Raw genomic sequence first — 12,773 nt, 5'->3', positions numbered from 1 at the left:
ACAGGAAGCCCGTATCAGATGACTGACTCCGCGATTAACAAAAAGAGCAAACGCTCGATTTGGATACCTTTGCTGGTGTTGATTACCCTCGCCGCCTGCGCGACCGCCGGTTATAGCTACTGGCGTATGCAGCAGCAACCGACCACGAACGCTAAAGCGGAACCGGCTCCGCCGCCCGCGCCGGTATTTTTTGCGCTGGATACGTTTACCGTCAATCTGGGCGATGCGGATCGCGTGTTGTATATCGGCGTGACCCTGCGTCTGAAAGACGAAGCGACGCGCGCGCGATTAAATGAATATCTGCCGGAAGTGCGCAGCCGTCTGCTGTTGTTGTTTTCCCGTCAGAATGCCGCCGAGCTCTCAACAGAAGCTGGCAAACAAAAACTGATTGCCGCCATTAAAGAGACACTGGCCGCGCCGCTCGTTGCCGGACAACCAAAACAGGTCGTCACTGACGTGCTTTATACAGCTTTTATTCTGCGGTAACGATATGGGCGATAGTATTCTTTCTCAGGCTGAAATCGATGCGCTGTTGAACGGCGACAGCGACACCAAAGACGAACCCACTCCCGGTATCACAAGCGATAGCGATATTCGCCCTTACGATCCCAATACCCAGCGTCGCGTCGTGCGTGAACGCTTGCAGGCGCTGGAGATTATTAACGAGCGTTTCGCACGCCAGTTCCGGATGGGATTATTTAACCTGCTGCGCCGCAGCCCGGATATTACCGTGGGCGCCATACGTATTCAGCCGTATCACGAATTTGCGCGTAACCTGCCGGTACCGACCAACCTGAACCTGATCCACCTGAAGCCGCTACGCGGCACCGGGCTGGTGGTGTTCTCGCCGAGTCTGGTGTTTATTGCCGTCGATAACCTGTTCGGCGGCGACGGTCGTTTTCCGACCAAAGTCGAGGGCCGCGAGTTTACCCATACGGAACAGCGGGTCATCAACCGTATGCTGAAACTGGCGCTGGAAGGCTATAGCGACGCATGGAAAGCCATTAATCCGCTGGAAGTGGAGTATGTGCGTTCCGAAATGCAGGTGAAATTTACCAATATCACCACCTCGCCGAACGATATCGTCGTCAATACGCCGTTTCATGTGGAGATCGGCAATCTGACCGGTGAATTTAACATCTGTCTGCCATTTAGCATGATCGAGCCGCTGCGTGAGCTGCTGGTGAATCCGCCGCTGGAAAACTCGCGCCATGAAGATCAGAACTGGCGTGATAACCTGGTGCGCCAGGTTCAGCACTCTGAACTGGAGCTGGTGGCCAATTTTGCCGATATTCCGCTGCGTCTTTCCCAGATTTTGAAGCTGAAACCCGGCGATGTACTGCCGATTGAAAAACCCGACCGCATTATTGCTCATGTGGACGGCGTTCCGGTACTCACCAGCCAATATGGCACCGTAAACGGACAGTATGCGCTACGCGTAGAACATTTGATCAACCCAATTTTGAATTCGCTGAATGAGGAACAGCCCAAATGAGTGACATGAATAATCCGTCCGATGAGAATACTGGCGCATTGGATGATCTGTGGGCTGACGCGTTAAACGAGCAAAAAGCGACCACCAATAAAAGCGCCGCCGACGCGGTTTTCCAACAGCTTGGCGGCGGCGATGTCAGCGGTGCTATGCAGGATATCGATCTGATTATGGATATCCCGGTCAAACTGACCGTAGAGCTGGGCCGCACGCGAATGACCATTAAAGAACTGCTGCGTCTGACGCAGGGGTCGGTCGTCGCGCTGGACGGGCTGGCGGGCGAGCCGCTGGACATCCTGATTAATGGCTACCTGATTGCCCAGGGTGAAGTGGTCGTCGTGGCGGATAAATACGGCGTACGTATCACCGATATTATTACGCCATCCGAGCGTATGCGTCGTTTGAGTCGTTAATGATGAAGACAGAGGCCACGGTTTCTCAGCCCACCGCGCCAGCCGGATCGCCGCTCATGCAGGTGAGCGGCGCATTAATTGGCATTATTGCGCTCATTCTGGCGGCGGCCTGGGTGATTAAGCGTATGGGATTCGCGCCAAAAGGAAATAGCGTCCGGGGACTGAAGGTGTCAGCCAGCGCCTCGCTTGGCCCGCGCGAACGCGTGGTGATTGTCGAGGTCGAAAATGCGCGTCTGGTACTGGGCGTGACCGCCTCGCAGATCAACCTGCTGCACACCCTGCCGCCCGCGGAGAATGACACGGAAGCACCCGTTGCCCCACCGGCGGATTTCCAGAACATGATGAAGAGCTTACTCAAGCGTTCCGGGAGATCCTGATGCGCCGTTTGTTATTCCTTTCTCTGGCGGGTCTGTGGCTTTTTAGTCCCGCCGCCGCTGCGCAACTGCCGGGGCTTATCAGCCAACCATTAGCGGGCGGAGGCCAAAGCTGGTCATTATCCGTCCAGACGCTGGTTTTCATCACCTCGCTGACGTTTCTGCCGGCGATTTTACTGATGATGACGAGCTTCACGCGTATCATCATTGTTTTTGGCCTGTTGCGTAACGCGCTGGGCACGCCCTCGGCACCGCCAAATCAGGTGTTACTCGGGCTGGCGTTGTTTTTGACCTTTTTTATTATGTCGCCCGTCATTGACAAGATTTACGTGGATGCTTACCAGCCGTTTAGCGAGCAGAAAATTTCTATGCAGGAAGCGCTGGATAAAGGCGCGCAACCGTTACGCGCGTTCATGCTGCGCCAAACCCGCGAAGCCGATCTGGCGCTGTTTGCCCGTCTGGCCAATAGCGGTCCGTTACAGGGACCGGAAGCAGTACCGATGCGTATCCTCCTGCCCGCTTATGTCACCAGCGAATTAAAGACGGCGTTTCAGATCGGTTTTACGATTTTCATCCCTTTTTTGATTATCGACCTGGTGATCGCCAGCGTATTGATGGCGTTAGGGATGATGATGGTGCCGCCAGCGACAATCGCCCTGCCGTTTAAGCTGATGCTGTTTGTGCTGGTCGATGGTTGGCAATTGCTTGTGGGGTCGCTGGCCCAAAGCTTTTACAGTTAGAGGCGCAAAATGACTCCTGAATCCGTCATGATGATGGGCACCGAGGCGATGAAAGTCGCTCTCGCCCTGGCTGCGCCGCTGTTACTCGTCGCGCTGATTACCGGCCTCATTATCAGTATCTTGCAGGCCGCGACTCAGATTAATGAAATGACGCTGTCGTTTATCCCTAAAATCGTCGCGGTATTCATCGCAATTATCGTTGCCGGCCCGTGGATGCTCAACCTGCTGCTGGACTACGTACGCACTCTGTTCAGCAATTTACCTTATATCATCGGATAAACAGAACGATGATACAGGTTACAAGCGAGCAATGGCTATACTGGCTACATCTCTATTTCTGGCCTTTGCTGCGCGTACTGGCGCTGATTTCAACGGCGCCCATTCTCAGTGAGCGCGCTATTCCCAAGCGGGTAAAACTGGGGTTGGGAATAATGATTACCCTTGTTATCGCGCCGTCGCTACCGGCAAACGATACGCCGCTTTTTTCTATTGCCGCCTTATGGCTGGCGATGCAACAAATTCTGATCGGTATTGCGCTGGGATTTACCATGCAATTCGCCTTTGCGGCGGTGCGTACCGCAGGCGAGTTTATCGGTCTGCAAATGGGGCTTTCCTTTGCCACCTTCGTCGACCCGGGCAGCCACCTGAATATGCCGGTTCTGGCGCGTATTATGGATATGCTCGCCATGCTACTGTTTCTCACCTTTAATGGCCATTTGTGGCTTATTTCGCTGCTGGTCGATACCTTCCATACTCTGCCCATCGGTAGTAACCCGGTGAACAGTAATGCATTTATGGCGCTCGCCAGGGCCGGTGGGCTCATTTTCTTAAACGGACTGATGCTGGCATTGCCGGTCATTACCCTCCTGCTTACGCTCAACCTGGCGCTGGGGCTATTAAACCGCATGGCGCCGCAGCTCTCGATATTTGTTATCGGTTTCCCGCTTACCCTCACCGTCGGCATTATGCTGATGGCCGCGCTAATGCCATTAATTGCGCCGTTTTGCGAACATTTATTCAGCGAAATTTTCAATTTGCTTGCTGATATTGTTAGCGAGATGCCGATAAATAATAACCCATAATTTTTATCCTGTTTTACTAAGGTTTATCCGAAAATAAATTTTAAAAAACATTTACCAGGATATATCCGCTGCCCCTTATTTGTTTTTACTTCACTCACATAACGCAACATTCACTTTACTTTAAGATGATTCCTGGCAAATTATATGTAACTTTACGGGATAGTAAGTTCGCCTGAAAAACCGCGTAAGCGTTGTCTAAGGTGACTATTCGTGTTCCGTCTGATTATGGTGAGTTATTCAGGTAAGGGGAATTATCGTTACGCATTGAGTGAGGGTATGCCATGTCAACGATTATTATGGATTTATGCAGTTACACCCGGCTAGGGTTAAGCGGGTATCTGGTCAGCAGAGGGGTGAAAAAAAGGGAAATCAACGACATCGAAACCGTTGACGAACTCGCTATCGCTTGTGGCGCGCATCAGCCTTCGGTGGTGTTTATTAATGAGGACTGTTTCATTCATACGCCTTCAGACAGTCAACAAATAAAGCAAATCATTAATCAACATCCTGACACGTTATTTATTGTTTTTATGGCAATTGCTAATGTGCATTTTGATGAATATTTATTAGTAAGAAAAAACTTATTGATTAGCTCTAAATCGATTAAACCTGACTCGCTGGATACCATTCTTGGCGATATTCTGAAAAAAGAGTCGGGTATTTCAGGAACCATAAATTTACCAACATTGTCGTTAAGTCGAACTGAATCCAGCATGTTGCGAATGTGGATGGAAGGTCAGGGAACCATTCAGATTTCTGACAGAATGAATATTAAAGCAAAAACAGTATCCTCCCATAAGGGGAATATAAAAAGAAAGATAAAAACGCATAATAAACAAGTGATCTATCACGTAGTGCGGCTGACAGATAACGTCACTAACGGCATTTTTGTTAACATGCGCTGAGACATCCGGACTGGCAATGTACCTCCAGTCCGGCTCAATTAGTCCTGCTCCGCCTTCTCGACAAAAATACCATCCTGGTGACCTGACTCATTGAAGAACCAGATGCCGAGCGGGTAATCCTCCAGCGAAACCAGGTACATTGTGCCTTCACTAAATTCTTCCACTGCCAGTACCACGCCCGGTCGGCGGGGACCGCCGTCCGTTTTAACGGTTACCCGATCATTCACCTTCATCGTTTTCCTCCTGTCGCTTTGTGCCAGTGTAGAACAATTTTCTGCGTCTGACAGCGCCTTGCCGGCGTGTTTGCTGGTTTTCTCAACGGTCTATACTTAGGCTGTCAGGAACCCGTGAGGTAGTGAAGATGAAAACGGCAAAAGAGTACAGTGATACGGCCAAGCGCGAAGTGAGCGTCGATGTAGATGCGCTACTGGCGGCCATCAATGAAATCAGCGAAAGCGAGGTTCACCGTAGCCAGGAAGATCCTGAGCGGGTGAGCGTAGACGGACGGGAATATCATACATGGCATGAATTAGCTGAAGCATTCGAGCTGGATATTCATGATTTTAGTGTAACAGAAGTAAACCGTTAAAAATGGCCGAAAAAAATCCCGGCCCTACGGGTCGGGATCAAACTTGCTTATGCAAGAAGCACTTGAAAATTCGTTACACCAGGAAATCTGATGTGAGATTTACCTTATCTGCAATTTTTTTGCATGACAAGTAAATATTTTTTACATGAATGATTAAGCGCGCTAATAGTTCGGTAGCAAAAGTGTGACAACGCATGTGCTGCCTGGAAGCGACGGGATCGGTTCCAGTTAGCGTTCGACTTCTTTCGGATGTGCTTTAGGATTTTTCCTGGAAATAAGCCCGCCGTTGCAACGGAAAATGAGGAAAAAATGCTCTCAATCCATGACCCCTTGCTGATTTTTACCGATCTGGACGGCACACTGCTGAACAGCCACACTTTTGAGTGGCAGCCCGCGGCCCCCTGGCTTACTCGCCTGCATGAAAGCGGCGTGCCCGTGATCCTCTGTAGCAGTAAAACCGCGGCTGAAATGCTCCAGCTCCAGACGACGTTAAATCTACAGGGACTGCCGCTGATTGCGGAAAACGGCGCGGTGATCCAACTGGACGTTCATTGGGAAGACCATCCCAACTATCCCCGTCTGATAGCCGGTATTTCTCACAACGAAATCCGCCTCGTCCTGCATAAGTTGCGTGAAAAGGAACAGTTTAAGTTCACCACGTTTGATGACGTTGACGATCAGGTGATAAGCGAATGGACGGGCCTAAACCGGGCACAGTCTGCCCTAACCCGTCTGCATGAAGCGTCGGTGTCGCTGATCTGGCGCGATAGCGATGAACGCATGGCGCAGTTTGTCGCCCGTTTAAATGACCTGGGACTGCAATTTGTCCATGGCGCCCGTTTCTGGCATGTGCTGGACGCCTCCGCCGGTAAAGATCAGGCTGCCAACTGGCTGATTGAAGCATATCGTCGGCAGTGGCGCGCGCGTCCTCTGACGTTGGGGCTAGGAGACGGCCCCAATGATGCGCCTTTACTGGATGTGATGGATTATGCGGTTGTCGTTAAAGGGCTAAACCGGGAGGGCGTACATTTGCGTAACGACGATCCTCAGCGCGTCTACCGTAGCCAGAACGAAGGGCCGGATGGCTGGCGCGAAGGAATGGACTATTTCTTTTCCCGCTCCTGAGTCGCGTCGCTGGCGCAAATACGGTTACGTCCGGACTGTTTGGCGTAATAAAGCCGTTTGTCGGCCAGCGACTGCAACTGCTCAAAATCATAGTCGCCGTATTCCTCCGCGCTACTGATCCCCATTGACGCGCTGATACGAAGCGTCGTGCTTTTCGTCACCAGAATCTCTTTGTCATTAATGCGCTGGCGTATGCGTTCGGCAATCTGCAGCGCCTGCGCTTTCGTCGCGCCGGGCAGCACGATACAAAACTCTTCGCCCCCTACCCGTCCGGCGATGTCGTGCGATCGAATGGTGCTGCCAATGAGCCCAGCGGCATGGGACAACACGCGATCGCCTGCCTGATGGCCAAAGCGATCGTTAACGCTTTTAAAATAATCTAAATCCAGCTGTATCACAGAAAATGGCTGGCGGGCTTCCCGATAGCGCTTTGCCAGCCTGGACGCTTTTTCAAACAGCGCGCCACGGTTATATAGCCGGGTCAGCGGATCGTGCCATGCCTGCCATTGCAGCGAATTTTGCAGAACAAACATATTTTTGACCATATGTCGAATAACGCCCCAGGAGATCAACAGCATCGCCGTAAAAAGCACCCATAACAGCGTCAGCGCGATACTAATACTGCCAAAATTCCCTTGTATGCCTTCACGTAATGTATGCACGCGCAGCAGGACGCCATCAAAATGATCCAGCCGCTCCCAGCTTACATAATGCGTTCCTAAACGCAGCCCGCCCAGGGTATCTTTTTCTATTTCACGCGCCAGTAAGGCGCGCTCACGGTCATTTAACGTATTCGCGGTTTGTTGTTCCGGCGCGGAGTCCGTCAACAAACGGAGATGGTTATCGTATAGCTGATATTCCCCTTCAATATCCTTTTCGGCCGCATCGCGCAGGAACCGCTGTAATGACGCGACGGGAATATCCATTGCCAGTACGCCATACCAGTAATTATCGTGATCCAGCGGTAGACTGGCTGTCACTTTTTTCTGCTCGTCAGCAACATAGGGCTGTGCGGAGGTAAACCACCGCACGCCGCGCTGTGGGTTACGCCGTTGGCTTTGCTCGATAAACCAGGGCTGGGTCACGTACTGATAGTAACGGGAGACAATATCGCTACCGTACGCCGTAGGGAGAGTTGAGAGGTAAAACCCTGAGCGAGAAACATACATCGTCTCCAGCGTCAGCATGGCGGATGAGCGCGCCAGACGCGCCAGATACCCTAACTCCAGCGTGGCGGTTAATTCATTTGCCAGGTCACGACTCTCCCGCGAAAGAAGCGTCGTCCGGGCGACAAATTGATCGGAAACGCCATATAACGGCAATGTCCGCCGCTTATCCAACTCCAGTTGCCAGAAATGTCTGACGCGTCGTTGCTCAAACTGCGTCACCGCGCTTTGCAATGCGGAAAAAGCCAGCGGCGCCACCAGCGCTTCATGCATACCGTTGCGTAAAAAGATCAACCTGTCCATGTTGAATTGCAGTTGGCGGTCAAGGACATTCGCGACGCTCCCCAGATGATTGCGCTGACTGGCGACATACGCGTCTTTCAGTATCATCACTTCCCGCCAGGTAAGTAGCGTCGAGAACAGCATCACGATCAGAAAACAGGTGTTGACGACATGACCGGGACCAAAACGCCGCGCCAGCTTTTTAAACCAGCCTTGATTGTCTAACAGTGTTTCGTGCGGCACCCTGGTAACTCCTGGTTATTGATACAACGCCCCCTGATGGCTTACGGTAGCCAGACCTCATCAAGGGATACCACTCAATCCTGGCATAACCAGGTAGCAGCATGTCGCAGCGCGACGACTCTTTTTCTCCACAGCAAAACGCCCGGCATTAACCGGGCGTTTTGTCATCGGGCTTCGTCCCGCACGCGCCTTTCCTTGCCTGGCACGAGCTCATTCTCATGGAATGCCTCCCGCTTTACGCCAAAACCATCATACCAGCGACACTCTACCATTCCGCTGGAATAACCGGTGACGATCATCCGGGGCCCACCCTCTTTCACGGTAACTTCCTCACTGACAGAAAAGACCATACCTGCCTCCTGTATCAGATGAAACGTTTTCACCTTAGACGAGGATGGACAATTTTGCATAATTCATTGTAGAAAATCAGTGCGAAACACCGCGAATTTTCGCCACACCTTTCACCAGCGCCACCACAATGGCGCCGATAATAAAGCCGAGCACCAGATTCAGCCCCGCAGGGATCGTATGCGCCATGAAAGCCCCCTGCTGCTGCGCAAAATGTTCAATGGCATGGTGTAGCGGCGCAATACCGTGTACGACAATTCCGCCGCCAACCAGAAACATCGCCAGCGTACCGACAATGGATAATGCTTTCATTAACCAGGGCGCGATAATCAGTAATCCTTTACCTACGCCCTGCGCCAGCACGCTACGCTTTTCCGCCAGCCAGTACCCCATATCATCCAGTTTGACAATAATACCCACCAGGCCATACACGCCAATGGTCACAACCAACGCAATCCCCGCCAGCACCAACACCTGATTAAGCAGCGGCGCCTGCGCGACAATCCCCAGGGTAATGGCCACAATTTCAGCGGACAGAATGAAATCGGTACGGACCGCCCCTTTTACTTTATCTTTTTCAAAGGCCAAAGGGTCTTGCGCAGCCAGCGCCTCAAGACGTTTTTGCCGCTCCGCCGGGTCTTCTTTGTGTTTTCGCGCCTCAAAGGTATGCAGGACTTTTTCTACCCCTTCAAAGCAGAGAAACGCGCCGCCTAACATTAATAAAGGCGTAATGGCCCACGGGATAAATGCGCTTATCAACAGCGCCAACGGCACCAGAATAACCTTGTTGATTAATGATCCTTTCGCCACGCTCCATACCACTGGCAGCTCGCGATTAGCGCGAACGCCGGTCACCTGCTGCGCATTGAGCGACAGGTCATCCCCCAGTACGCCCGCGGTTTTTTTCGCGGCCAATTTGCCCATTACCGAAATATCGTCCAGCAGCGTGGCGATATCGTCGAGTAATGTCAGTAAGCTACTTCCTGCCAAAATGATTTCCTCGGTCTTTTCTTCTAAGACGTTAAGTATGTAGCAAAATGCGCAATGCCGAAACCGGCGGCGCGGGTCAACGCCTTTTTATTCCAAAAGGACAATTATAATGCTCGCCAGCATAATAATTTTGACGTTTACTATATTCACCCTTTTTATTTCACCGTGAGTGATTATGCGTTTCCGGCAGTTATTACCTCTTTTTGGCGCGCTTTTTGCCTTGTACATCATTTGGGGGTCTACCTATTTTGTTATCCGCATAGGCGTTGAAAGCTGGCCGCCGCTAATGATGGCAGGCGTACGTTTTCTCTCGGCGGGGATGTTGCTCATGGCGTTTTTGCTGTTGCGCGGCGAAAAACTTCCGCCGCTGCGCCAGACCATCAACGCCGCGCTGATTGGTCTACTGCTGCTGGCGGTGGGTAACGGCCTGGTGACGGTGGCGGAGCATCAAAACGTGCCATCGGGCATTGCTGCCGTCGTGGTCGCCACTGTCCCGCTATTTACGCTGTGCTTTAGCTACTTTTTTGGTATTAAAACGCGCAAATTAGAATGGGTGGGGATTGCCATTGGACTTGCCGGGATTATTCTGCTGAACAGCGGCGGTAATTTAAGCGGCAATCCGTGGGGCGCGATTTTGATCCTGATAGGTTCGATGAGCTGGGCATTTGGTTCCGTTTACGGCTCGCGCATCGCCCTGCCTGTGGGCATGATGGCGGGCGCGATTGAAATGCTGGCGGCGGGCGTGGTATTGCTTTGCGCGGCGTTTCTTTCCGGCGAAAAGCTCGCCACGCTGCCTGGTTTATCGGGGTTTATGGCCGTCGGCTACCTGGCGTTGTTCGGTTCTATTATCGCCATTAATGCCTATATGTACCTGATTCGCAACGTCAGTCCGGCGCTGGCGACCAGCTACGCCTATGTGAATCCGGTTGTCGCCGTGTTGCTTGGCACCGGCCTGGGCGGCGAGAGGTTATCGCCCGTTGAATGGGCCGCGCTGGGTGTGATTGTGTTTGCCGTAGTGCTGGTGACTCTGGGTAAGTACCTGTTTCCTGTCAAGGCGGTGGTCACGCCGTGTAAAACGGAAGATTCACGCCAGTAGATGAATCCCCTGGGTGTCGATCTGCGCGCTGGCGCCGCCGCCGCAGATCCACTCTTCCAGGCGCTCCGCCAACGCCGCGTCGCTCAATTTCGCTCGCCCGCGCAAGGCGCACTCCCAGACGATCAGTACCCGCCAGCCAAGCGCCTGTAAACGCTGAATATCGCGCTCATCGCGCTCAACGTTCTTACCGATTTTTTCCAGCCAGAAAGCCGTTCGCGTGGCCGGTACTTTGAACAGATAACAGTGGTGATGATGCCAAAAGCAGCCGTGAGTAAAAATCACACAATCATAGTCATTCACCACAAAGTCCGGCTTGCCCGGTAATGTCGCCTCCTGAGTATGAAACGTAATCCCCTGCGCGCTTAACAGGCCAGCAAGACGTTTTTCAATCGCCGTATCGCGGGTCGCTATCGCGCGCATATTTTTACTGCGCGTGGCTTTATCGTGAACGTCCGCCATCTACCGTCTCTCTCTGACGCAGCGTCACCGCCTGGTGAATTTTGGGTTCCAGCAGCTTTGCTACCGCAGCAAATACCGGCACCACCACGGAGTTGCCAAACTGGCGATAGGCCTGCGTATCCGAGACAGGTATCCTGAACTGGTACGTGTGCGGCGCCTCAAATCCCATTAAACGCGCGCACTCTCTCGGCGTGAGTCGGCGGGGACGATGTTGTTGGTTGCCAGCATCGTCGAAATTCACTTCGCCTTTCGCCATATCCCAACCACGATCGATCAGAATTTCGGCGCCATCTTTGTAGTAGCGAGCAGATAACGTGCGCGCCACACTTTCCGGATTGTCAGGATAAACCATGCCATAGCCAAAACCGTTTCCCCGCGCCTGGTGCTTTTTCGCGTAGCGATATAAATATTTCCACAGCACCGGCGTCAGGATATATTTGGCTTCGACGACGGGCTCCAGCAGTTCTGCCAGCGTCGGACGGCGCGGTGGATAACAACGGGCGATATTGCGTAACGTAAAATCGGTTTTCAGGTTTAAATCGCGACGGAATCCCACCAACACAATACGTTCCCGATGCTGAGGAAGAAAGTGCTGCCCGTCGATAATTTTCGGATCGTCCGGGCCATTGTCAGCGGCATCCGCCACGTCATATCCCAGTTCATCGAGCGTTTGCATAATAATGCGGAAGGTGTTGCCCTGGTCGTGACTTTTAAGGTTTTTCACGTTTTCCAGCACAAACAGCGCGGGGCGGCGGGCATCGATAATTCTTACGACATCAAAAAATAACGTCCCCTGAGTCTCGCAGGCAAAGCCGTGGGCGCGGCCCAGCGCATTTTTCTTGGAAACGCCCGCCAGAGAAAATGGCTGACAGGGAAAGCCCGCCAACAGGACATCATGTTGCGGAATATGCTGGCGAATGTGTTCCGCCGCCTCATCATCGCTGACCCCTTCCCGGTGGCTCAACGTGATATCGCGGATATCTTCATTAAAGCGATGTTGCAGCGGATCGCAAAAATAGTTCGCTTTATATGTCCGTACCGCGTGCTTATTCCATTCGCTGGTAAACACGCACTGTCCGCCTATCGCTTCAAATCCGCGGCGAATACCGCCGATGCCCGCGAAAAGATCGATAAAACGAAAGGCGTAATGCGGATGATGCGCTGGCGGCGTCGGCAACCCTGTTTTAAGAAAGGTGAGTTCATTGTCGCTCAAACGATGCCATGCCGCGTTCATCATTACGCGCTTTAAGATGGCCGGGCTCCAGTGCTGCTCGCCCAGGCCGTTAAGGTGCGCCACCAGCGTTTTAACATCGTAGATTTCCAGCAATTGACTCAGCATCGCCTGGATCTCGCTTCCGGCGTCGTCGGCGATGAGGTTCCGGGCGTGTGTTACTGAAATATTTTCCTGCATACATTTAACCGGCCAAAAATAATTGCCGACAGACTAACATAAAATGACGCGGTTTACG

The 12,773-nt window shown here is 52.4% G+C and carries 17 protein-coding genes; 11 read left to right on the top strand and 6 right to left on the bottom strand.

Features of this window, described 5'->3' with window-relative positions; all coding sequences use genetic code 11:
- Positions 1–18: 18 nt before the first annotated feature.
- The 8 genes from fliL to rcsA all read left to right on the top strand — a co-directional run bounded on the left by fliL (position 19) and on the right by rcsA (position 5,006).
- Entirely contained in the window at positions 19–486 is a 468-nt protein-coding gene (gene fliL, locus NA197_RS13045; protein WP_000132169.1) for a flagellar basal body-associated protein FliL, read from the top strand.
- A gap of 4 nt (positions 487–490) precedes the next feature.
- On the top strand, positions 491–1,495 hold the full coding sequence (gene fliM, locus NA197_RS13040; RefSeq protein ID WP_064043522.1) for a flagellar motor switch protein FliM: 1,005 nt from the start codon (positions 491–493) through the stop codon (positions 1,493–1,495).
- Positions 1,492–1,905 (top strand): flagellar motor switch protein FliN, encoded by a 414-nt coding sequence (fliN, locus tag NA197_RS13035; RefSeq protein WP_001282111.1) that lies wholly within the window; start codon positions 1,492–1,494, stop codon positions 1,903–1,905. Before fliM ends, fliN begins: the two co-directional genes overlap by 4 nt.
- Positions 1,905–2,282, top strand: a complete 378-nt coding sequence (fliO, locus tag NA197_RS13030) for a flagellar biosynthetic protein FliO (RefSeq protein WP_000978276.1) — start codon at positions 1,905–1,907, stop codon at positions 2,280–2,282. Before fliN ends, fliO begins: the two co-directional genes overlap by 1 nt.
- Complete coding sequence (gene fliP / locus NA197_RS13025) at positions 2,282–3,019, top strand: flagellar type III secretion system pore protein FliP (RefSeq protein ID WP_001253411.1); 738 nt, start codon at positions 2,282–2,284, stop codon at positions 3,017–3,019. The genes fliO and fliP overlap by 1 nt, the downstream gene beginning before the upstream one ends.
- 9 nt (positions 3,020–3,028) lie before the next feature.
- Complete coding sequence (fliQ, locus tag NA197_RS13020) at positions 3,029–3,298, top strand: flagellar biosynthesis protein FliQ (protein ID WP_000187355.1); 270 nt, start codon at positions 3,029–3,031, stop codon at positions 3,296–3,298.
- A gap of 8 nt (positions 3,299–3,306) precedes the next feature.
- Positions 3,307–4,101, top strand: coding sequence for a flagellar biosynthetic protein FliR (fliR, locus tag NA197_RS13015; RefSeq protein WP_000616953.1), 795 nt, complete (start codon positions 3,307–3,309; stop codon positions 4,099–4,101).
- 281 nt (positions 4,102–4,382) lie between these two features.
- A complete protein-coding gene (rcsA, locus tag NA197_RS13010) occupies positions 4,383–5,006 on the top strand; it encodes a transcriptional regulator RcsA (RefSeq protein WP_000103971.1) in 624 nt (207 codons plus the stop codon).
- A 38-nt stretch (positions 5,007–5,044) separates the two neighbouring features.
- Here the strand turns inward: rcsA and dsrB are convergent, their stop codons facing one another.
- Positions 5,045–5,239 carry a protein DsrB gene (gene dsrB / locus NA197_RS13005; RefSeq protein ID WP_000867218.1) on the bottom strand — a complete coding sequence of 65 codons (195 nt, stop codon included), beginning with the start codon at positions 5,237–5,239 and terminating at the stop codon, positions 5,045–5,047.
- A 128-nt stretch (positions 5,240–5,367) separates the two neighbouring features.
- Between dsrB and yodD the strand changes: the two genes are divergently transcribed.
- The gene (gene yodD, locus NA197_RS13000; protein ID WP_000844798.1) at positions 5,368–5,595 is read left to right on the top strand and encodes a YodD family peroxide/acid resistance protein; all 228 of its coding nucleotides are present in this window, start codon (positions 5,368–5,370) and stop codon (positions 5,593–5,595) included.
- A 309-nt stretch (positions 5,596–5,904) separates the two neighbouring features.
- Positions 5,905–6,720, top strand: coding sequence for a mannosyl-3-phosphoglycerate phosphatase-related protein (locus tag NA197_RS12995; RefSeq protein ID WP_000948794.1), 816 nt, complete (start codon positions 5,905–5,907; stop codon positions 6,718–6,720).
- Here the strand turns inward: NA197_RS12995 and dgcQ are convergent.
- From dgcQ to NA197_RS12980, 3 genes are all read right to left on the bottom strand, one after another.
- Entirely contained in the window at positions 6,699–8,411 is a 1,713-nt protein-coding gene (dgcQ, locus tag NA197_RS12990; RefSeq protein ID WP_047605643.1) for a cellulose biosynthesis regulator diguanylate cyclase DgcQ, read from the bottom strand. The genes NA197_RS12995 and dgcQ overlap by 22 nt on opposite strands.
- A 164-nt stretch (positions 8,412–8,575) precedes the next feature.
- Positions 8,576–8,761, bottom strand: a complete 186-nt coding sequence (locus NA197_RS12985; RefSeq protein ID WP_000232161.1) for a YodC family protein — start codon at positions 8,759–8,761, stop codon at positions 8,576–8,578.
- A 76-nt stretch (positions 8,762–8,837) separates the two neighbouring features.
- Positions 8,838–9,755, bottom strand: a complete 918-nt coding sequence (locus tag NA197_RS12980) for a DUF808 domain-containing protein (RefSeq protein ID WP_085920526.1) — start codon at positions 9,753–9,755, stop codon at positions 8,838–8,840.
- Between the two features lie 169 nt (positions 9,756–9,924).
- Here NA197_RS12980 and yedA point away from each other — a divergent pair, with 169 nt between their 5' ends.
- Positions 9,925–10,845 (top strand): drug/metabolite exporter YedA, encoded by a 921-nt coding sequence (gene yedA, locus NA197_RS12975; RefSeq protein ID WP_001212264.1) that lies wholly within the window; start codon positions 9,925–9,927, stop codon positions 10,843–10,845.
- Here the strand turns inward: yedA and NA197_RS12970 are convergent.
- Together NA197_RS12970 and NA197_RS12965 are read right to left on the bottom strand one after the other, a co-directional pair.
- Entirely contained in the window at positions 10,834–11,304 is a 471-nt protein-coding gene (locus NA197_RS12970) for a very short patch repair endonuclease (RefSeq protein WP_047605645.1), read from the bottom strand. The genes yedA and NA197_RS12970 overlap by 12 nt on opposite strands.
- Positions 11,285–12,715: a DNA cytosine methyltransferase gene (locus NA197_RS12965; RefSeq protein ID WP_047605647.1), complete on the bottom strand. Its 1,431-nt coding sequence runs from the start codon at positions 12,713–12,715 to the stop codon at positions 11,285–11,287. The genes NA197_RS12970 and NA197_RS12965 overlap by 20 nt, the downstream gene beginning before the upstream one ends.
- Between the last annotated feature and the right edge of the window lie 58 nt (positions 12,716–12,773).

It is taken from the genome of Salmonella sp. NW884 (assembly GCF_051700745.1).
GTDB classification, from domain to species: Bacteria; Pseudomonadota; Gammaproteobacteria; order Enterobacterales; family Enterobacteriaceae; genus Salmonella; species Salmonella enterica.
Note: the sequence above shows the minus strand (reverse complement) of the source record. Positions and strands in the feature narration are given on the sequence as shown.